This window comes from Nocardia sp. A7, assembly GCF_046549215.1.
Classification (GTDB): domain Bacteria; phylum Actinomycetota; class Actinomycetes; order Mycobacteriales; family Mycobacteriaceae; genus Nocardia.
This window is the reverse complement of sequence record NZ_JAJPWE010000001.1, coordinates 2255859-2277425: the sequence shown is the minus strand read 5'-3', so window position 1 is coordinate 2277425 and position 21567 is coordinate 2255859. Positions and strand designations below refer to the sequence as shown.

General features: G+C 68.8%; 15 protein-coding genes. 5 read left to right on the top strand and 10 right to left on the bottom strand.

Annotated features, from left to right (window positions below):
- The first annotated feature begins 78 nt into the window (after nt 1-78).
- The 3 genes from ACLJPD_RS10340 to ACLJPD_RS10330 all read left to right on the top strand — a co-directional run bounded on the left by ACLJPD_RS10340 (nt 79) and on the right by ACLJPD_RS10330 (nt 2966).
- A complete protein-coding gene (locus ACLJPD_RS10340; RefSeq protein ID WP_410871672.1) occupies nt 79-957 on the top strand; it encodes a hypothetical protein in 879 nt (292 codons plus the stop codon).
- A gap of 101 nt (nt 958-1058) precedes the next feature.
- On the top strand, nt 1059-2594 hold the full coding sequence (locus ACLJPD_RS10335) for a Rieske 2Fe-2S domain-containing protein (RefSeq protein WP_410871671.1): 1536 nt from the start codon (nt 1059-1061) through the stop codon (nt 2592-2594).
- 102 nt (nt 2595-2696) lie between these two features.
- The gene (locus ACLJPD_RS10330) at nt 2697-2966 is read left to right on the top strand and encodes a DUF4242 domain-containing protein (protein WP_410871670.1); all 270 of its coding nucleotides are present in this window, start codon (nt 2697-2699) and stop codon (nt 2964-2966) included.
- Here the strand turns inward: ACLJPD_RS10330 and ACLJPD_RS10325 are convergent, their stop codons facing one another.
- Nucleotides 2967-5846, bottom strand: coding sequence for an ATP-binding protein (locus ACLJPD_RS10325; protein ID WP_410871669.1), 2880 nt, complete (start codon nt 5844-5846; stop codon nt 2967-2969).
- A 144-nt stretch (nt 5847-5990) separates the two neighbouring features.
- Between ACLJPD_RS10325 and ACLJPD_RS10320 the strand changes: the two genes are divergently transcribed.
- Complete coding sequence (locus ACLJPD_RS10320; protein ID WP_410871668.1) at nt 5991-6353, top strand: cupin domain-containing protein; 363 nt, start codon at nt 5991-5993, stop codon at nt 6351-6353.
- Nucleotides 6354-6387: 34 nt separating this feature from the next.
- Nucleotides 6388-7764 carry an FAD-binding oxidoreductase gene (locus tag ACLJPD_RS10315; protein WP_410871667.1) on the top strand — a complete coding sequence of 459 codons (1377 nt, stop codon included), beginning with the start codon at nt 6388-6390 and terminating at the stop codon, nt 7762-7764.
- Between the two features lie 16 nt (nt 7765-7780).
- Here the strand turns inward: ACLJPD_RS10315 and ACLJPD_RS10310 are convergent, their stop codons facing one another.
- The 9 genes from ACLJPD_RS10310 to serS all read right to left on the bottom strand — a co-directional run bounded on the left by ACLJPD_RS10310 (nt 7781) and on the right by serS (nt 21547).
- The gene (locus ACLJPD_RS10310; RefSeq protein ID WP_410871666.1) at nt 7781-8830 is read right to left on the bottom strand and encodes a Gfo/Idh/MocA family oxidoreductase; all 1050 of its coding nucleotides are present in this window, start codon (nt 8828-8830) and stop codon (nt 7781-7783) included.
- A gap of 64 nt (nt 8831-8894) precedes the next feature.
- On the bottom strand, nt 8895-10796 hold the full coding sequence (locus tag ACLJPD_RS10305; protein WP_410871665.1) for a protein kinase domain-containing protein: 1902 nt from the start codon (nt 10794-10796) through the stop codon (nt 8895-8897).
- On the bottom strand, nt 10793-12664 hold the full coding sequence (locus tag ACLJPD_RS10300; protein WP_410871664.1) for a serine/threonine-protein kinase: 1872 nt from the start codon (nt 12662-12664) through the stop codon (nt 10793-10795). Before ACLJPD_RS10300 ends, ACLJPD_RS10305 begins: the two co-directional genes overlap by 4 nt.
- A 4-nt stretch (nt 12665-12668) precedes the next feature.
- Nucleotides 12669-13826, bottom strand: coding sequence for a hypothetical protein (locus ACLJPD_RS10295; RefSeq protein ID WP_410871663.1), 1158 nt, complete (start codon nt 13824-13826; stop codon nt 12669-12671).
- 97 nt (nt 13827-13923) lie between these two features.
- On the bottom strand, nt 13924-15810 hold the full coding sequence (locus ACLJPD_RS10290) for a serine/threonine-protein kinase (protein ID WP_410871662.1): 1887 nt from the start codon (nt 15808-15810) through the stop codon (nt 13924-13926).
- A 104-nt stretch (nt 15811-15914) separates the two neighbouring features.
- A complete protein-coding gene (locus tag ACLJPD_RS10285; RefSeq protein WP_410871661.1) occupies nt 15915-16892 on the bottom strand; it encodes a DMT family transporter in 978 nt (325 codons plus the stop codon).
- 36 nt (nt 16893-16928) lie between these two features.
- Complete coding sequence (locus ACLJPD_RS10280; RefSeq protein WP_410871660.1) at nt 16929-18290, bottom strand: MFS transporter; 1362 nt, start codon at nt 18288-18290, stop codon at nt 16929-16931.
- Nucleotides 18291-18378: 88 nt separating this feature from the next.
- The gene (locus ACLJPD_RS10275; protein WP_410871659.1) at nt 18379-20214 is read right to left on the bottom strand and encodes a putative bifunctional diguanylate cyclase/phosphodiesterase; all 1836 of its coding nucleotides are present in this window, start codon (nt 20212-20214) and stop codon (nt 18379-18381) included.
- Nucleotides 20215-20290: 76 nt separating this feature from the next.
- A complete protein-coding gene (gene serS, locus ACLJPD_RS10270) occupies nt 20291-21547 on the bottom strand; it encodes a serine--tRNA ligase (protein ID WP_410871658.1) in 1257 nt (418 codons plus the stop codon).
- Between the last annotated feature and the right edge of the window lie 20 nt (nt 21548-21567).

Sequence of the window (21567 nt, the reverse complement as noted above, 5' to 3'; positions counted from 1 at the left end):
CGGCGAGTTCGCTCGCCCCGACAGTCAACGCCCGCATCGCCCTCGGGTGCCGCGACCTAGGAATTGAGGAACGTCGAAGTGGAACGCGCTCAGCCGGCCCCGTTGGCTCCGAATCGTCGCATGTTCGCGCTGGTCGGGGGCCTGACCGTCACCGCGGCCCTGATCACCGGGTGCGATTCGGTCTCGGGCATTCCGGGCGATCCGGTCGAGGCGACCGCCGCCGCGCCGACCACGACAGCAGCGCCGACGACCCAAGCCATCGCACCGAGCGAACCGGCACCGAGCGAACCGCTGCCCGCCGACGCACCGCAGGTCGGTGCGGTCGCGGGCCACGCCGACGCCGTCACCGCCGTGCGCCGCTGGGCCGTCGACCTACGAACCGGCGCCGACCTCAGGGCGAAATGCTGGACCATCCCCCCGGCCACCGTCACCGAGATGTACGCCGCTCCGCAGCCGGTGCTGGCCGCCCTCACCGGGCCGGGCACCGCCACCGCCGACACCGTGACCTGGCGTAACCGAACCGTGACCGTCACCGTCGACCGCGAATCCGTCGCGTCCGGTTACGCCTGCGGTCGGGTGTCCGCGGCGGGTGTCGAGCCCGGTTACGACGACGCCGACGCACGCCATACGGTGCGCCGATACCTGGCCCGGGCCACCGGCAAACCCCTCAACGCGGCCGACATCGAAGCAGACCATCCACTGACCTGCAAGGCCTCCCCCGCCAACTGGGACCCCGAAGGCACCGGCAACCCCACAGCAGCCCCCTTGACAGGCGACTCGGGCAAAGTAGGCAATGTCACCTCCTTCGACGAAGAGGAGCTACGATCCGAGCAGGTTCGTGGCGACTACCTGGCAGTTCACGTCCCGGTGACCACCTCCGCGGGGGGCACGCGGACACGCACTTTCACGGTTGTCGCGACCGCTGAGGGCTATTGCATCGGTGACGTAACGATTTAGCCACTACCCTGGTTGGCTGGTGCGCCGAAGCAGTCAGGGGGCCTGAGGCGGTCACTCGCCATTGATCCGGCGAATCAGATCCTGGTAGGAGGAAACAGCTCGTGCAGATCACCAGCGTCGGACATGCCGGCTTCCATATCCGAACCGAGGCAGGCACGATCCTGTGCGATCCCTGGGTGAACCCCGCGTACTTCGCGTCGTGGTTCCCCTTCCCGGACAACTCCCAGCTCGACTGGGAGTCCCTCGGCGATGTCGACTACCTGTACGTCTCGCACCTGCACCGCGATCACTTCGACGCCGCGCACCTGGCGAAGTACGTGAACAAGGACGCCACGATCCTGCTGCCCGACTACCCGGTGCTCGACCTGCGCCGCGAGCTCGAGGCGCTGGGATTCACCAAGTTCTTCGAGTCCGAGGACTCGGTCAAGCACACGATCACCGGGCCCAAGGGGTCGTTCGACTTCATGATCGTGGCGTTGCGCGCGCCCGCCGACGGCCCCATCGGCGACTCCGGCATCCTCGTCTCCGACGGTGAGACCACCTGTTTCAACATGAACGACGCTCGTCCGGTGGATATGGACGTCATCCACGACGCGTTCGGCGACATCGACATCCACCTGCTGCAGTACTCGGGCGCGATCTGGTACCCGGCGGTGTACGACATCCCGGCGCGGACCAAGGCCAACTTCGGCAAGCAGAAGCGTCAGCGCGGGATGGATCGCGCGCGCTCCTACATCGAGCAGGTCGGCGCCACCTGGGTGGTGCCCTCGGCCGGTCCGCCGGTGTTCCTCGACTCCGAGCTGCGCTATCTCAACGACGATCGTGGTGACGAAGGCAATATCTTCCCTGATCAGATGGTGTTCCTCGACCAGATGAACATCCACGGCAACGCGGGCGGGATCCTGATGATCCCCGGCTCGGTGGCCGATGTGCGCGGTAAGGACCTCGACCTCGCGCACCCGTTCGACCCCGCGCGGATCTACGGCGACAAGGCCGCCTACATCGAGGAGATGGCGCAGCGTTTCGCGCCGGTCCTGGCCGCGGAGAAGGCGACGTGGGAGACCGGCGAGGGTTCGCTGCTCGAGCCGCTGCGTGAGCTGTTCGAACCGATCATGAAGCAGAGCGCGCTGATCAGCGACGGCATCGGCTACCCCGTCGGCCTGGTGATCGGCGAGGAGACCATCGTCCTGGACTTCCCGCACCGCACCGTGCGCGCGCCGCTCGAAGGCGAAGGCCGCTACCGCTACGGCTTCCGCATCGCCCCCGAGCTGGTGCGCACCGTGCTGCGCGACAACGAGCCCGACTGGGTGAACACGATCTTCCTGTCCACCCGCTTCCAGGCGTGGCGCATCGGCGGCTACAACGAATTCCTCTACACCTTCTTCAAGTGCCTCACCGACGAGCGGATCGCCTACGCCGACGGCTGGTTCTCCGAGGCACACGACGACTCCGCCGTCACCGAACTCGACGGCTGGGAAGTCCAGCGCCGCTGCCCCCACCTCAAGGCCGACCTCTCCAAATTCGGTGTGGTGGAAGGCAACAACCTCACCTGCAACCTGCACGGCTGGCAGTGGGATCTGGAATCGGGACGCTGCAAGACGTCCAAGGGCCACGAGCTGCGCTCACGCAAGCTCTGAACCCTTGAACCGGCGACGGCGGCCGAGGTAGCTTGAGTTCGGGGGCCGCCGTTCCGGCCGGTGATCTGTGGTGCCGCCGGAGCACGATGGAAGGCACAGTCGATGCCGGTATTCATGGTGGAGCGGCAATTCGCCGAACAGCTCGAGGTCGCGCCGGAGACGGCCGCGGAGATCAACCGGATCAACGACGAGGCCGGGGTGCGCTGGCTCAGCTCCTTCCTGTCCTCGGATAAACGCAAGACGTTCTGTCTCTACGAGGCGGACAACGTCGACGCCATCCGCGCCGCGGCGGTACGCGCGGGCATCCCCGCCGACGCGATCGTGGAACTGTCCGGCACGATCGCACCGGACGGCACCTTCGCGTCGATGTGACTAGAGCAGCCCGTGCTCGGTGGCGAAGATCGCGGCCCTGGTGCGATTGGGTGCGCCGGTCTTGATCAGGATGCTGCGCACGTGGTTGGCGGCGGTATTGGCGCTGATGAACAGCCGTTCGCCGATCTCCCGGTTGGACAGGCCGTCGGCGACCAGGCGCAGGACGTCGACCTCGCGATCGGTCAGCCCGTTCGGCAACGGCACGTTGTCGGTACGGGGCGCCGGGTCCGCGTCGAGATCTCGCAGGATGCGACGGTGACCGATCCGCCGGGCCAACGCGCGCGCCTCGGTGGCGAGGTCCGCGGCGGACGGGCCCGCCACAGCGTCGGGGCGACGCAACCGGTGCCTACTCCAGGCTGCCAGCGTTTCGGCCTGGTGGGTCACCGCGCCCATCCGCCGGTCCATGGCCAGGGCACGTTCGAAGTTCTGGTCGGCGGCCGGCGCGCCGAGTACGGAGTCGAGCTCGGCGAGATAGCGGTCGGCACTGCCGAACACCGCGACGCTCGCGCCCGCCATCAGGTTGGCCCCGGCGTATTCGGCCAGCAACGGTCGCAACGTCGCCGCCGCCACGGTGTCGTCGAGTCCGACCGCGGCCTCGGTCGCGAAAGCCAGCACCGCGGCCCATTGCGCGCCGGATCGGTGATCGTCGAGCCCGGCGCACAGGTGGGTCAGCAGGCGGGCGGCGGGCGGCCACATCTCCAGCTCGGTGTACATGGCGAGCAGGCCGGGCAACCAGTGATCGTCGAAGCTCTCCGCGCCGGTGATGAGCGGGCGGACCTGTTCCAGGCCACCGGTGACCCGCCGGAGCATGAATTGCTGTACGCCCCAAGAGCCTTCGGTGGCGCCGTCGAACTCGTGGGTGAACTGGTCGTCGAGCCACGCGATGATGCGCTCGGTGCCGGCGAAGTCGCCGACCGCGTACCGGTGCGCACAACGGGAGCAGCCGGCGACATATCGGAAGAACGGCTGCCCGCGAGCGAGCGCCAGCTCGGTCAGATCACGCTGGGCGCTGCTCCAGGCGGGCTCGTCACCGAGCAGGTAGGCGAACACCGCACGGTGGAAGGCGGCGGGACCGCGGTGATCGTCGTCGCCGAGGCGTGCGCCGATCTCGTTGAGCTCGACCGCTCTGGCCAGCAACTCGGGCGCGAGGTCGGGGCGCAAGCCCTGCCACAACGTCGTACGCAACGCGTGGGCGAGCAGTTCCTCGTCGCCGAGGGCCTTGGCGCGCGTCAGTGCGTCCTCACCGATCTGTCGAGCCTGCTGGGAATCGCCGGTGAACGAGGCGGCCCGGCCCATACTCGCGGCGGCGCGCACGGCCAGCGGATCGTCACGATCCAGGCCCGCCGCGGCGAGTGCTTCGCGCAGCAGTGCCAGCGAACGCTGACCATTCGCGGAGGGACGCCACGACGTGTCCTCGTGCCCGATGGCGGCCGTCAACCGGACGCGGGGGTCCTCGTCGGCGGACAGATCCTCGTAAAGCCTTCTAGCCGTGGCGAAGTCGCCGCCGTGCATGTGGCAGCGCGCCGCCGCCGAAAGGAGTTCGACCCGCGTCGGGCCCTGTGCGACACGCACCTGCGCGGCGCGCTCGTACAGCACCGCGGCCTCGCGGTAGGCGATACCCCGCTCGGCCTGGTGAGCGGCGAGCACCAGATAGTGCACCGCCTTGTCCGCGTACCCGCGAGCGCGAGCCCGGAAATAGTGATGGGCGAGCGCGACGACGAGCGCGGGATCCCGGGCTTCGATCGCCCCCGCGATCCCGGCGTGCGCCGTCGCGAGATCGTTCGACGACATCCGGTCGAGCACGGCCTGGCGAGCCAGGGCATGCGCGAAGCGGTACTCACCGTCCGCGGCGTTCGCGACGAGAAGTCCGGCGCGCACGCCGAAGTCGATGCCGGCGAGGACCTCGGTCGAGCCGAGCACGTCGGCCAGCAGCGCGGGATCTACGGCGTCGCCCGCCACCGCGGCCAGTTCGATCACTCGCGCGTGGTCCACATCGAACGCCGCGAGCCTGCGGGCGAGCGCGTCCTGGACCGAGCGCGGCGCGGCGGCGCCGGAACGCACCGCGCCGAGGCCGCCACGATTGGCCAGGTCGTGCCAATATTCCTGGAGGAAGAACGGATTCCCGCCGGTGTGATCGCGCAGTACCGGCGCGGCCGATCTCGCCGAGCCGGGCGACACCCCCGCCGCCCGGACGAGGTATTCGGCCACATCCTCGGTACTCAGCCCGACCAGGTCCATTCGGGCGACGCCGTCGAGGCGGTGCAGATCGGCGAGGGCGAAGCTGACGGCGTCGGTGAGATCAGGGGCGGTGGTCCGGCGGGTCGCCAGCACCAGTAGTCGCTCACCTGCGGTCGACTCGACCAGGTGGGTCAGCATCGCCAGGGTCGGTTCCTTGGCCCAGTGCAGATCCTCGAGGACCAGCACCAGCGGGCGTCGCTCGGCGGTCGCCAGCAATACCCGCGACATGGCGTCGAACAGGGCAGGTCGCGAGTCCGGCCCGCCGGGAATCGGCTCCGTGGTCGGCCAGTACCGCGACACGCTCGCGGTCAGGCGTCGCAGCGGGGCCGCCGCCGTGGGCGCGATGTCGCGCAAGACCTCCGGCGGCAACTGCTCGAGTGCTTGTTCGAGAATCGCTACGAACGGCCGGTAGGCGATGTCGAGGTCTTCGCGGCACGCACCCCACAGCACCGTGGCGTGCGGGCGCAGCGCGGCGGCGGCCTCGGCGACCAACCTGGTCTTACCGACGCCGGGTTCCCCACCAACGAAGACAACCTGCCGCCGGTCGCTCTCGACGGCCGCCCAGACGGCTTCGAGCCGCTCGACTTCGGCACGCCGACCGACGAAGTCGGTGCCGCTGCTCGGCGAAGCCGAATCCGTCACTCATCGACCATAGCCGGATTCTGTGACCAGCGAATAGTCCGATCTGACCCCCTCGAGATCGCGCCGATTCGGTCAGATCAGGTCAGGTGCGGGTGACCGATTCTTCGTAGCGTCGGAAGAACCACCACCGCGAAGGAGCACACCATGGCAACGCCGATCGAGGATCTGCCCATCGAGGTCGTCCAGGGCGAAATGGAAACCCGGTACATCGAGTTGGGTGACATGGCCGTCCGGCATGCCCGGGTACCGGCCGGGACCGACTTCGGTCCTGTTCTGCAAGGCCTGCCCGACGACCGTTGCCCCTCTCCGCACTGGGGCATCGTGCTGGAGGGGTCGCTGCGGCTGGAGCACGCCGACGGCACGGTGGAGACCGCGAACGCGGGCGAGGTCTACTACTGGCCCGCCGGGCACACCGCTACCTCGGCCGATGGCGCCGTTTTCCTCGAGGTCGGTCCCGTGGCGCCGATGCGCCAGTTCCACGATCACGCACTGCGCCTGTTCGGCTGACCAGCTCGATCCGACCCCGTCCAGGGAGCGAAAAATGAACGGCACACCCGTACTGACCATGCTCGAAGCCATCCGGGGCGAGGTGATCACGGCACAGTCACCCGGCTACGACGAGGCTCGCTCGGTGTACAACGCGATGATCGACCGCCGACCCCTCGCGATCGTCCGCGCGGTCGACGTCACCGACGTGCGCGTCACCGTCGATGCCGCCCGCGAGAGCGGACTCGACCTCGCCATCCGGGCGGGCGCCCACAGCGTGCCCGGGTTCGGCACCGTCGACGACGGCATCGTCTTGGACCTCAGCGCGATGAAGGGCATCCGGATCGATCCCGAGCACCGGACGGCCCGCATACAGGGCGGTTGCGACTGGGGCGACTTCGACCATGCCGCGCACTCCTTCGGGCTCGCCACCACCGGCGGCATCATCTCGACCACCGGAGTCACCGGCCTGACCCTCGGCGGCGGCATCGGCTACCTCGCCCGTGCCTACGGTCTGTCCATCGACAATCTCCGGGCCGCCGATGTGGTGCTGGCCGACGGCACCTTCGTGACCGCGAGCGCGACCGAGCACCCCGATCTCTACTGGGCGCTGCGTGGCGGCGGCGGCAATTTCGGTGTGATCACCGAGATGGAGTTCGACCTGCACCCGGTGGACACGATCTACGGCGGACCCATGTTCTTCGAGCTCGACGTCGCCGAGGATCTGTTGCGGACCTATCGCGACTGGATCGCCGCGGCACCGCGCGCGATGGGCGCCTTCCCTGGCTTCCAGATCGCCCCGCCGTTGCCCTTCATCCCCGAGGACCGCGTCGGTGAGCCGTTCGTTCTGCTGGTGTCGTGCTTCAACGGCGCCGACGAGCAGGCCGAAGCACTGCTGGCGGACTTGCGGGCGGTCGCGACACCGGTGGCCGAACATGTCGGCCGGATGCCCTACCCGGCCCTCAACAGCGCCTTCGACGGACTACTGCCCCCGGGCCTGCAGCACTACTGGAAAGCGGCGTTCCAACCCGAACTCACCGACGGCGCCCTCGCCGCCCACCTCGAGTTCGGGCCGCGGGTGCCCACTGTGCAATCCACCATGCACCTCTACCCGATCGACGGTGCTGTGCACGACGTCGCGGTGGGTGACACCGCGTTCGCCTACCGCACCGCGAATTTCGCCCCCGTGATCGCCGGTATGTGGCCGGATCCGGTCGACAACGAAGCCAACATCACGTGGGTGCGTGACTACCACTCCGCGCTCGAGCCCCACACCGCCGACGGTGGCTACATCAACTTCATGGCCTCCGACGACCAGGGCCGCATCCGCGCCAACTACGGCCCCAACTTCGACCGTTTGACCACCGTCAAGAAGACCTACGATCCGACCAACCTGTTCCACCTGAACCAGAACATCGCACCGGCGCGGTAGTCACCGTGGCCGGTTGTCAGGAAGTGAGATCGGCGGGTTCTGCTACGTGGCGGGCGTATTCGAGAATGCGCAGGGTTTCCACCGCGTCGCGGGGGTCGACGGGAACCGGAGCTCCGTCGAGGAGGGCGGCGGCCATTCCCGCGTAGAAGGCGGGGTAGTCGCCGGGGAGGGTGGGGATGGTGCGCATGTCCTCGACCGTGCCGAACGTGCCCCACCTGTCGGATGTGACTGTGCCCCAAGGTTTTCCGTCGTCGGGGCGGCGGCCTGCGCGCAATTCGTCTTCCTGGGGGTCGAGGCCGGAGACGGTGTAGCCGTTGGTGGCGCCGAGCACGCGCATCCGTGGACCAAGTTGCGGCGCGACAGCACTCATCCACAGTTGGGACCGGGTGCCGTTGGCGTGGGTGAGGGCGATGAAGGCGTCGTCGTCGGCTTTGACATCCGGGCGGCGGCGGTCGAGTTCGGCGTACACCTCGGTGACCGGGCCGAACAGCGTCAGCGCCTGATCGACGAGATGGCTGCCGAGATCGAACAGGATGCCCGCGCCGTCCTCGGCATCACCGACTTCGCGCCAGCCACCCTTGGGAACCGGCCGCCACCGCTCGAACCTGGACTCGAACCGGCGCACCTCGCCCAGCTCCCCGCGCTCCATCAGGTCCCGCACGGTCAGAAAGTCGTTGTCCCAGCGGCGATTCTGAAACACACTCAGCGGCAACTCGGCCCGCTCGGCGGCGTCGACCACTTCCTCGGCATCCGCGGCGGTCACCGCGAACGGCTTGTCCACCACCACCGGCAACCCGGCGGCCAGCGCCTGCAACGCAAGCGGCGCATGCGAGCGGTTGGGCGTGGCGATCACCGCGAGATCGACATCCTCGTCCTCGACGAACATCTCCTGCGCCGACCCCCACACCCGCACCCCGGGATGCTCGGCCCGCGCCTGCGCGGCCCGTTCCGCCGACGAGGTCACCACGGCAGCTACGCGCAGGCGCGGATCGGCGGCGATGAGCGGCGCGTGGAACACCGACCCGGCCAGGCCGTATCCGACTACCGCTACTCCGAGCTGGTCCATGGCTGCCCTTTCGTGGTGGTCTGTCGGGAATCGAGTATGCCCCGGCGACGCTCCCGACGGAATCTCAGCGCGCGGGCAGGCGCCCCACCACCTCGCGCAGCACCGCGACGGCCACGGCGCAGTATTCATCCCGTCGGTCGGCGCCGATGCCCGCGATCTCGACTTCGATCGTCTCCTCGTCGGAACCCGGCGCGCGGGCGGCACGGGTGCAGGTCGCAGGGGATCTACCTTGGTCGACGAATATCTGGACGCCGTCGACGGTGATCGCCTTGCCGCCGGTAACGAGAGTGCTCGTGCGGAGCAGGTCGACGGTGAGGTCGACCCGGCCGGTCCACTCGCAGGTATGCGCGTCGGCGACGGTCGGTTCCTTCGGCAGCGGGCCGATCTTGCGCGCCAATTCCTCGCGGACGAGCAGCTCGCAGGGGTCGAGCGTGACCAGCGACTTGGCACGGTCGCGAGCTCGCGGCGCGGTGGTCAGTGACCGTGCCAACTCGCCGATCAGGTAATCGGCTGCGCCACAATTCTTCTCATCGGTGGACTGGTTGACATCGATGACCAGTCCGGCGTCGTGCTCCTTGCCCGGGCTCGCGATCACGCGGGCACAGCTGTGCGGGGTGCCGTGGATGATCGGGACGTCGTCGACGAAAGTCCGGTGCTCCGTCAGGTACTCCATTTCCTTGCCGAGGGTGAGGTCGATGCTGTTCTTGCCCGAGACGGCCTGGCAACCCCAGCTCGGGGTTGGCGTCAGCTTCCAGGCGTCCTTGGGCAGCGGGGTCGGCGGGACCGGGACCGCATCACCGATCGCCGTGTCGAGCCAGACGCAGGCGTCGATCTGGCGCAGCTCGGCGAGTGTCAGGCCGGTCACGGGCGCAGCCTCGCCCGACTCCCGGACGAGCAGGACGACGCTCGTGGCCGCGATGACCAGCAGCACCGCCAGGCAGGCGGCCAGCGCGCGCCGAGCCGGTGGCTCGGTCGCCCGCCAGCGGCGCACCACCGCCGCGCGGGCCGTCGCCGCCGCCGCGGCGACAACTTCGGGTAGCGGACGCTCGGGTGCGGGTTCCGCCGGGATCGCCGGTGGCAGCGCGGCAAGCAGCGACGACACCTGCTGCTCGAGGCTGTCGATGTCGGCGACGACCGCCGGGGGCCACGGCGCCGGAGCGCTCGACGGCCCGCCGAGATAGTCCAGGATCTGCGCCGGAGTCGGGCGGGCGCCCGGCTCCTTACGCAGGCACGCGGCGATCATCTCGCGCAGCGGCTCGGGTACCCGGCTCAGATCGGGTTCCCGCTGGGCGATGTTGAACAGGAGGTAGGGCACCGACGGCGCGGTGAACGGGGCGAGGCCGCCCGCGGCGAACGCGAGCACCGAGCCGAGGGCGAACACGTCGGCGGCCGGGGTGAGTTCGAGGCCGAGTGTCTGTTCCGGGGAAAGGAACTCGGGTGTGCCGAGAACCGTCGCGGTCCCGGATCGTGGCGGACTCGCGGGCGCGGTGATTCCGATCGCACCGAGGCGGCCACTGTCCTTGGTCAACAAGACGGTGTCGGCGCGCACTCGCTGGTGCACCAGACCCGCGCCGTGCACTGTCCGCAGTGCCGTCGCCAACGCGGCGGCGAGTGCGCGCACGGCGGGCACCGGCAGTGGGCCGTGCGCCGCGACCGCCCGGTCGAGTCGCGTTCCGGGCACGAATGCCGATGCCAGCCAAGGCTTTTCCTCATCGGCATCGACATCGAGCACGGTGGTGTTCGACGCGCCGGAAACCCGCATACCCGCGATGGCGCTGTGCCGCAGCCGGATTCGGAGGTCCGGTTCGGCGAGCAGATCCGGCTGCACCTGGTGCACGACGACCAGGGCGTTGTCCGGGGCGACGGCGAGCACAGACCGGAAGCCCGCGGTCGGTTCCAGTGCGCCGAGCAGACGGTAGCGGCCGATGCGTTCGGGATCGTCGGGGCCGAGCGGTTGAATCGTCATGAGATGGGCAACTTCGTGAGGATGGGAGCGAACAGCGCGGCCGCGGTGTCGCAGGCGGCAGGTGACGGCGCGTTCGGGTAGAAGGCCAGCTTGACGATCTCCGCCCGGTCATCGCGGGTCGGCCGGTGCATGGTGATGAGCACGCAATGGTGGGGAGACTGCAGGTCGATATAAGCGGTCCGACCCGCGACGGTCATCACTTTGTCCTTGTTGTCGCTGCCGTTGTCGGGCCGCATCCGGTCGTCGAAGGCGAGTCCGACCGCACCGTCGGGACCAAGTGCCATACACCCGTGCGGGCCGTCCACCCGCGGCAACGCCGGGTCACCGATGATCGGCAGCACTGCCGCGCGATCCAGCACGGCACACGGATCGAGCAGCATGACCGAATCGGATTCGTAGTCGACCAGCGGTGGATTCACCGACAGCCGGTGCACCACCGCGGCGAGCGCCCGCTCGGCCGCCGGGCAGCCGTCGCGTTTCGACGGCTTCACCTGGGCCTGCATCGTGATAGCCAGTGGTAGGCCACTCTGGGTCAACACCGAACGGTCGCAGATGGCGGCCTCCTTGCGCTGCCCGACGACCGGCATCCAGGCGATCGTGGCGCCGAACGAGGTTTTATCCCTGATGATCTCCGCCTGTGGGACAGCGACATTGAAGGTGAAGAACGTCTGGTCCTCATCCCAGCCGTAGATCGTGGAGCACCCGTCGGCACCGTTGTTCGTGAGCTCGGCGGTGTGCTTACCGAAATCGCGCAGGACATCGGGCTTCAGCAACTCGCAGACGTCGAGGCGGCGGGCCTCGTCGACGGTCAGTGCCAGCGGCGGATCCGACATCGCCAGCGCGTGCCCGTCCATCCCGATTCCCAGGAACGCGATACCGGCGAGCACGAGCGCCGAGACCGCGGCGGCCCCGAAGACGAGGCTGGCCCGCCGCGGCGTGCCACCGAACACCGGCCGGTTCGGTGGCGGCTCGTCCACCGCGCCGAGGCCGGCCGCCCACCGGCCCGCCTCGGCCCGATGGTCGGCGATGCGCCGGAGGATGCGGACCGGCCAGACCGGCGTGGCGTCGAGGCCGCTCGCCACGTCGAGCAGTTGTTCCGGGGTCGGGCGCTGCGCTGGATCCTTGGCCAGGCACGCGTCGACCAGGGGGCGTAGTCCCTCGGGAAGCGCACTGGTATCGGGCGTCCGGTACAACACGTTGTAGAGCACCTGCGGTGTCGACGCCGCCTCGAACGGGCTGGCACCAAACGCGGCCATCGCCAGGATCGCGCCCACCGCGAACACATCGGAAGCCGGGGTGAGCGGGCGGCATTCGGCCTGCTCGGGCGACATGTACGCCGGTGAGCCGAGAACCGCGCCGGTCGCGGTGAGCGCGACGTCGTCCTCGAGCGCCCTGGCGATCCCGAAGTCGATCACCCGGGGACCGTCATTGGTGAGCAGCACATTGCTCGGCTTGAGATCGCGGTGGATCAGGCCGGTGCGGTGGATCTCGAGCAACGCCATCGCCAGCCCGGTGGCGAGCAACCTGAGCCCGCTCGAGTTCAGTTTCCCGAACTCGCCGACCGCCTCCTGCAGCGACGGGCCCGCGATGTATTCCGAAGCCAGCCATGGCATCTCGGCATCCGCGTCGTGATCGACAACACCCGCGGTGTACGCGCCGGTGACCTGCTGAGAGGCCAGCACCTCCCGGCGGAAACGCGCGCGGAACTCCGTGCTTGCGGTGAACTGCGGGTGAATCCGCTTCACCGCGACCAGTCGGCCGTCGGGGCCTCGGCCGAGCAGCACCTGGCCCATGCCGCCGCGGCCGATCATCGCGAGCATGCGGTAACGGCCCAATGTCTCAGGATCTTGCGGCCCAAGGGCTTTCATCGAACTACGCCCCCTCGGTACCGGCGAGCAACGCGTACTGCGCCGCCGCCATCTGCCGGACATCGTCGTCCCGGTTGCTCAACAGGCGAACCACGAACTCGCCGCGCACCACCAGGCAGGAGAACCGGATGGCCTCGAACTCGGACGGATTGGGCCGCAGCGCGCGGTAACACCGCGCCGCGGGGAGCCCGGGCACACCCGCCATGGCGGTGTGGTCCGCGCTCAGGGAGGCCGCGAGCTCATCCGCGTACGTCACCGCGGCGGCGGGTGAGCCGGTGCGGTACAGAAACTTGTTGTGGGACAAGGCGACCGCACTGATCTGATGCTTCTCGAACAGCGCCAACCGCACCGACGGCCGACCCACCAGCAAGGCGTACGCCCGCGGACCGTACACCGCGAATTCCTCGTGCTTCGGGATGGTTCGCCCGGTCGACACCACTCGGGTGAGCAAACTGTCGCTGTCCATCCTGGTCGTCGCGAAACGCTCGGGTGGCGTCGACGTGAAACCATTCAGTGCGGTCAGTTGCGCGCGATAGGTGCGGGTCAGCAGGTCGGTCAGCACGGCGGGACTCGGCTCGACGACCTTGGCGTAGATCCGGATCACCAGGTTCTTCCACACCAGCCAGCCACCGACCGTCGGCACACCGGGACGCCAATGGTTCAGTGCCGCGGGGAATTCCGGGTTCGGTAGCGGCGCGTTGTCGATATTGGCCCCGAAATCGGCCGCGGCCATCGCGGCGGCGGCCTGGCCCGCGATCTCCTCGCTGGGCAACGCCAGGATCGCGATCGACAGGAATTTGAGCGTGGCCTCGTTGTGCACCTGGTCGTTGCCCGCGATCGCGCCGAAGCCGGCCAGCACGTCGAAGGGCGCCAGCGCGTCTCGCTGTGCGCTGGACAGCATCTCGTCGACACCTTCGAAGTCGACGATCACTCCGCCGCCGCGGGTCTGCGACAGGTCCGGGTCGATCTGCTCGGCGATCACCAGCCGCTCACCGATCCGCAGCGACTCGGTCAGGACACCGCGGTGATAGCTGGCCGCGGTGTCGTAGTCGGCGGCGATCGGCTGGATCGAGTAGTCACCGTAATCGGGACCTGGCTGGTCACCACACGCGGTGGCGAGGCCGACGACCAGAACTGTGAGCGCCGCGAACCGACGCGACATGTACCGCACGAAACATTCCCCTCCGACCGAGCCGCCGCCATGAGCGGCCTGGTCCTCCCTACCTGCGGTGAAACTATCACCCGAAGATCCGTGACCGCTACTGCGGCAACCGGCCGACGATCGCCGCGAGCACCGCTTCGGTATCGGCGCACAGGGTCGCGTCGGGCCGTCCGGTCGAGCGGCTGACCTGGACCGTGACCGCTTCCACGTAGGACTCACCGATATCCCGGAAGCGGTAGAGGCGTGGACAATCGGCCATCGCATCGGCCGCGTTCAGCTCCTCGAGCACCACACCGTCGCCGACGTCGACGGTCTTGCGCAGGAAGGTCGGGAGGTCGGCGCGGCGGGGAACGGCAAGGGTGAGCCGCACGGTGGACGCGCCTCGCCACTCACAGGTGTGCGCGAAGCCGGTGCCGGGGACCGCAGCTCCGGCGGCGGTGATCTCGGTATCCGATGCCAGCGCGCACGGATCGAGCGTGGCCAGTGTCCGCGGGGCCTCGGGCCACTTCGGTGCCGTGGAGATCGTGGCGGCCAGCCGATCGAGGGCGTACTCGGCCAGCGCACAGGTCGTGCGTTCGGCGGTGCTGAGGGAGATACCCCAGCGCGCGGTGTCCGTACCGTTGTCGATGCCGAGCAGGCATTCGGGGCCGCTGCGCTGCACGGCGAAGCCGTTGGTCCGGGCGCCGGTCAGGGCGAATCCCTTGATGGCCGTGCCGATCTCGACCGTGATCCTGGCCGCGCCCGAGGTGACCTCGCAACCCCAACTGGAGGTCTGCTGCCGCCGCCACTGCGCGATATCGGCCTGGCCGCCGGCGACGAGGTCAGCGGGCAGGGTGGCGCCGAATGCCTGGGTCAGCCAGCCGCAAGCATCGATCTCGCGCAGTTGCGCCATGCTCGGCAGGACCGCGGCCGGACTGGCTTCTACCGCGGGTTCCTCATCACGCAACAGGACCGCGGTGAGCGTGCCTGCGACCACCACCGTCGTCACCACCGCGAGCGCGAGCGCCAGCCTGCTCCGATACCGCTTCCGGGCCGGGGCGGGCGGCGGCACCGGGGCCGTGGCGATCATGGATGACGAAATGATCTGCGTCGCTTCCGGATCCGAGGTGAGCGAGACCAGAAACCGTGACTGTTCAGCGATCTCGGCATGGATCGGCGCGGGCCACGGCTGCGTCCGCACCGGCAGCACGCCCAGATAGTCGAGGATCTGCGCCGCCGTGGGTCGGGCGGCCGGATCCTTGCGCAGACACGCGCCGATCAGCTCACGCAACTCGGGCGGCACCGCGTCGAGCTGTGGTTCGCTGTGCACGATGTTGAACAGGGTGTACGGCGCCGAGGTCGCGGCGAACGGACTCTGCCCGGTGGCCGCCATGACCAGCAGCGAACCGAGCGAGAAGACATCGCCGGCCGCCGTCACCGGCCCGCTCATCGCCTGCTCCGGCGACATGTACGCGGGCGAGCCGACCACGGCGCCGGTCTCGGTGAGCTGTGCGCTGCCCTCGCCCGCGTGGGCGATACCGAAGTCGATCACCCGCGGTCCGTCGGCTGCCAGGATCACGTTGGCGGGCTTGAGATCTCGATGTACCAGACCCGCGCCATGGATGGAATGCAGTGCCGAGGCAAGGCCGGAGGCGAGCATGCGCAAAGCGGCGACCGGCAACGGGCCGTGATCGCGAACCGCCCGGTCGAGCGGCACGCCGGCGATGAATACCGAAGCCAGCCAAGGGTTCTCGCCGGTGTCGAAATCGACGACAGCGGCGGTGAACGCACCGGACACCCGGGTGGAAATGCTCACCTCGCGGGCGAAACGGGCTCGGAAATCGCTGTCGTCGAGCAGATGTGGATGAATCTGCTTGATCGCGACGAATCGCCCATCGGGCCCGGCGCCGAGCAGGACCCGGCCCATGCCACCGGCACCGAGTACCCCGAGCGTGCGATAGCGGCCGATGACCGGCGGTTCGTTCGTCGCCAACGGTTCGATCACTTCGGTGCTCCCCCACATCGATACCCACGCCGCTGGTGAGTCGTGCTCACCGCCGACCAGCGTGGTTGGTTCGCCAGCAACCTAGCATCCGTGGCGGGCGGTGATCAGCGGGCGGCGCTGGGCACCTTGCTCGCGACGAGCACCGCGCACAACACGATCACACAGCTGCAGACCGCGGTGAGTGAGAGTTTTCCGGCGGTGGCGTCGAGCGCCACTGCCGCGACGAGTTGGCCCGCCACCGAGGTGAGGCCGAGTAGCAGGACGCCGATCAGACCGACCGTGACGGCGGCCAGTGCGATGAAAGCTACGCCGATCAGGCCGCCGGTGTAGAGCCATGGGTCGGTGGGGAAATGGGTGGGCAGGCCGGTGGTGGACAGGGTGAAGAGGTCGAGGACGAGCAGGGCGGTGAGGCCTACCGCGAAATTGATCAGGGTGGCGGTGAAGGGGCCGCCGGTGGTGCCAACTCGGCCGTTGACGGCTTGTTGCCAGGCCAGGCCGATGCCCGCGAGGGCGGGGAGGACGATGAGCAGAGCGGGGATGTCGGGGACGCCGGTGGCGATCGTGGTCGGGGCCGAACTGTCGCGGGCCGAGAGCACGACCCCGGTGATGCCGAGGGCGGCCGCGAAGATGCGCCACGGGGTGATCGGGGTTCGGCCGTTCGGGGCCAGGCCGAGGCGGTCGACCATGAGACTGCTGAGGAGTTGGCCCGCGACCACCGCGACGGTGAAGGCGGTGACACCGATCGCGGCGATGGTGAGGCCCTGGGCTGCGACGAAGAACGCGCCGCACAAGCCCCCGAGCAGTTGCCACCGCGGCAGGGTGCCTGCTGATACCGCGGTGCGCACCCTGGTGACGCCTGCCCGCAGCGCCGGGCTGCAGGCGAAAGCGATCAGCAGTGCGAGCAGCCCCGTGCCGAAACTGATGGTCGCCGCCGCGATCCCATCGGCCAACCGCGCCCCGAGCGCGCCGTTGATCCGCCCCTGCACCGCGACACCGGCCCCGATACAGAACCCGAACACCAACCCGAGGCTGCGCCTGCTCCCCGTGACCTTCGCGGGTCGTCCGGGGTGGTTAGCCCTCACGTTGTGTGCCTCGTTGGTCTGCGGGTGGGCGGGTAGCTACCGATGTTCTCCCCCTTGATCAGGGGTGACGTTCTCAGTCCTATCACGCGCCGGAACGTGACGCGGCGGCAACCAAGTGGGTGTCAACGCGGCGGCGACCAACAGCACCGTCCCGAGCAGCGCGATAGTCGTGGACATCGCGAGCCACTGCGTCGCGACCGCGACAAACCCGAACACGCCGAGCGCGACGATCTCCGAGAGCAGCCCGGACACCGAGGTGACGGTCGCCCTGGCCGGGCCTTCGATCGCATCCTGCAGCCGAGCACCAGCGATGACCTCGGCGTTGAAGTCGATGCCGTAGGCGATGCCGATACCGACGAAACCGACCCAGACCAGCGCGGGCCCGGTTGCCACCCCGACCGCCAACGCGCCTGCGATGAACAGGATTCCGGCGATGAACAGCGCTGCCGCCAATGCGCGAGACGACACGACCTCGGTGCGGCCCGCCAGCAGCGAGCCGATCAGCGAGCCCGCGACCGTGACGCCTACCAGCAGTGCCGAGGTACTTGTCGAAGCGCCGCCGGAGACCGCGAGTAGGCCGAAGTATTCGTCGAAGGCGGTGACGCCGTACAGAAGTGCGCCGAGCAGCACACCCCGACGGACCCGGCGGACGTGCAGTGCTTCGGAGAGGCCCGTTTTGAGCATGACGAGATAGCGCGACGATGTGGTGCCGTGCGAATTCGGCTGTGCCACAACCGTTGCCGCTCCGGTTTTGACGTGCGGGCCCACCGGTCCGGCCGGGGGCTCATCATCCAGATCGTCGACGGCAGCGGCGGAGATGGCGACCGGCGCGCTGGGCAGTGCCAGCGCGGTCAGCGTGTGCAGCAGACCGACGGCGACGCTGACCCAGCCCACCAGGGCATAACCACCGAGCGCGAACAGCGGTGCGGCGGCGAGAATCGCCACGAGGACGGTGCTCTCCTGCGCGCCGCGCGCCCACCCCATGATCCGCGCGTAGGCGGACGGTTCACCATGCGCGACCAGATCGTCGTAGACCAACGCTTCGAACGTCCCCGATTCCAGTGCTCCCGCGATACCCCAGACGAGGAAGCCGAGCGCGAAGCCGACAAACGAGGGCGCCAGCATCCAGAGGGCGAAACACGCGGCCTGCAACACACAGCTCAGGACGAGCAGGCCACGACGAGACACCGTGTCGGCCCACGCACCCGATGGCACCTCGAGCAGGAACGCGGTCACCGACCAGATCGCCAACAGCAGCGAGATCTGCGCGGTACTCAGCCCGTGGTCGGCGAAGAGGACACCGTAGAGCGCGTAGATCGGCAGCAGATCGCGCGTGCCCTTGAACAGGACCGCGCGCACCGTGAGGTCGCGAACAGGATCACGTCGCAACCAGGCCACCGCCTGTCGGAGCGGGGAGGATCAACAGCCGTAGATGAGCATTCGCATGGGCTCTATCGTTCGCGCCGCGCCCGGCCGGGTCAAGCGATTATCCGAGCGGGATCCAGCCGTTGGCGGCGAGGGATTCGTCATCGTCGTCAGCGGCGCTCGCGCGGGCGCGGCCGTCATTGAGATCGTTGATGAGTTCCGACACCGGGTGCGAGTCGCTGTAGTGGTACCCCTGGGCGAGGGCGAAGCCGAGTTCGGTGAGGACCGCGGCTTGGTATTCGGTTTCCACGCCCTCGGCGATGACCTGCAGGTCGAGGGATTTGCTGAGTGCGGCGATGACGCTGAGCAGCGGCGGGGCCGGGGAATCGGAGCGGATGGCGGCGACGAAGGACTGGTCGACCTTGAGGATGTCGCTGGGAATGGTGGCCAGGCGGCTCAGCGAGGAGTAGCCGGTGCCGAAATCGTCGATGGCGATGCGCACGCCACGGTCGCGCAGGGTGTGCAGGTTGGTGATCGCGGTCTGGGATTCGGCGGCGAGTTCGCTCTCGGTGACCTCGAGGACGAGCTGGTCGGCGGGCCAGCCGGTATCGGACAGGATGGTCGCGACCCGCTCGGCGTATTCGGTTTCGGCCAGTTCGAGGCCGGAGACGTTCACGTTGAGGGTGAGGTTCAGCGAGGCGAAGCTCTCCTGCAGGCGGGCGGCGTCGGCGCAGGCGCGGCGCAGGACCAACTCGTCCAAGTCGGAGATGAGGTCGTATTCCTCGGCGACGCGGATCAGGCCCTCGGTGGTGACCTCGGGTTGCGCGCTCGACGACCAGCGCAGCAGCGCCTCCACGCCGACCGCCTGGCCGCCGTCCTCGGTGAGGCTGACGATCGGCTGGTAGTGCACGTCGAGCGCACCACGGTCGATGGCCTCGCGCAGTTCCACCGCCAGCGGCAACTGCCGCGACGATTCGAGCACCGTGCGGTTGCGGCCCGCCTGCTTGGCCCGGTACAGGCCGACATCGGCACGGCTGACCAGCAGCGAACCGGATTCGCCCGGCTGCCAGGAGGTGACACCGGCCGAACAGCCCATGGTCACCGCGGCGCGCAGTTGTTCGGTGAGCAGGATCGCGGCCTGCTCGGTGGTGCCCGGCAGCAGCAGCGCGAACACGTCGCCGCCGAACCGAGCCAGCACCTGGCCGGGAGCGAGCAGGTCGAGCCAGGTATCGGCGACCCGCTGCAGGACGGCGTCGCCCGCGCGGTGGCCGAGGTGGTCGTTGATCTTCTGGAATCGGTCGAGGTCGACCAGCACCAGCGACATGCCCTGACCGCCGCGACCGGCCGCGTCGATCGCCGGGTTGAGCTGTTTCTCGAACCCGCGCCGGTTGAGCAGGCCGGTGAGCACGTCGATATCGGCTTCCGACGCCATCCTGGTCAGGATGCCGACCACCGCGCCCGCGCCGAAGGTGACACCGGCCGGGATCAGCCCGGACCACCACGGCAACCCGCGTGCGGGCAACACCAGCAGGCACAGCACCATCGCGAAACCGATGTGCGCGGCGGCCTTGGACCAGGCGAAGAACAGCGCCGCGTCACAGGCTACGAACACGAAGAACGAGGCCAGGGTGATGGCGCCGACGATATTCGGGAAGTCGTAGACCGCGATCGCGACGAGCACGGCCGCGGTGGCGAGGTAGGCGTGATGCAGGCCGTGCGGCATCCGCGGGCCCCACGCGAGCAGCGTGAGCCCCAGCAGAACCGAGATGGCGGCCGCGGTACCGACAATGGCGCGATTACCGTCCTCGCCCGGCGCGACGGCAGTGATCATCAGGCCGAGGACACCACCGAGAACGTAGAACGCCCCCGTTGTCCTGGCCATGACCTTTGCCGTCGCCAACGCCGATGCCGCCCGCACCCGGGTTCGGGTATCGCCGCGCGCCCCGATTCCTCGCACGAGCACCAGCCTAGATGTTGATGGGTCAGGGTGTTTGCCACATCCGACAAATGGACGTCAGCAAACAATCAGCATCTTACGGTGTCAGTACATCGGTGCCGACGAACGGGACCAGCGCCGCGGGCACGCGCACCGAACCGTCGGCCTGCTGGTGGTTCTCCAGGATCGCCACGATCCAGCGCGTGGTGGCCAGCGTGCCGTTCAGCGTGGCCGCGACCTGAGCTTTGCCGTTCTCGTCGCGGTAGCGGACCGAGAGCCTGCGCGCCTGGAAGGTGGTGCAGTTCGAGGTGGAGGTGAGCTCGCGGTAGGTCTGCTGGGTGGGCACCCAGGCCTCGCAGTCGAACTTGCGCGCCGCCGAGCTACCCAGATCGCCGCCGGCCACGTCGATCACCCGGTAGGGCACCTCGATCGCGGCGAGCATCTCGCGCTCCCACGCCAGCAGCCGCTGATGTTCGGCTTCGGCCTGGTCAGGGGTGGTGTAGACGAACATCTCCACCTTGTCGAACTGGTGCACGCGGATGATGCCGCGGGTGTCCTTGCCGTAGCTACCGGCCTCGCGGCGGAAGCACGACGACCAGCCCGCGTACCGCTTCGGGCCCTCGCTCAGATCGAGGATCTCGTCGGAGTGGTAGCCGGCCAGCGGCACCTCCGAGGTACCGACGAGGTAGAGGTCGTCTTCTTCGAGGTGGTAGACCTCGGCCGAGTGCTGACCGAGGAACCCGGTGCCCGCCATGATCTCCGGGCGCACGAGCACCGGCGGGATCATCATCGTGAACCCGTTGGCCACGGCCTTCTGCGCGGCCAGCTGCAGCAGACCCAGCTGCAGCAGCGCGCCGTAGCCGGTCATGAAGTAGAACCGCGAACCCGACACCTTCGCGCCGCGCTCCATGTCGATCAGGTGCAGCGCTTCGCCGAGCTCGAGGTGATCCTTGGGCTCGAAGTCGAAAACCGGTGGGGTGCCGACGGTTTCGAGTACGACATAGTCGTCCTCGCCGCCCGCGGGCGCGCCTTCCTGGACGATATTGGAGATCGCGCGCTGCGCGGCGTCCAGATCGGCGTCGGCGGCGTGCTGGGCGAGTTCGGCCTCTTTGACCTTGGCGGACATGTCGGTGGCGGCGGCCAGCAGCGCGGGGCGCTCCTCTTTGCTCGCCTTGCCGATCACCTTGCCCATGGCCTTGTGTTCGGCGCGCAGGTTGTCGGCGGTGGCCACGGCGGCCCGGCGCGCGGCATCGGCTTCCAGCAGGGCGTCGACGAGTGCGGGGTCCTCACCGCGGGTCCGCTGCGAGGCACGGACGGCTTCCGGGTTCTCGCGCAGGAATCGGAGGTCGATCATGAGAATCAAGCCTAGTTGAA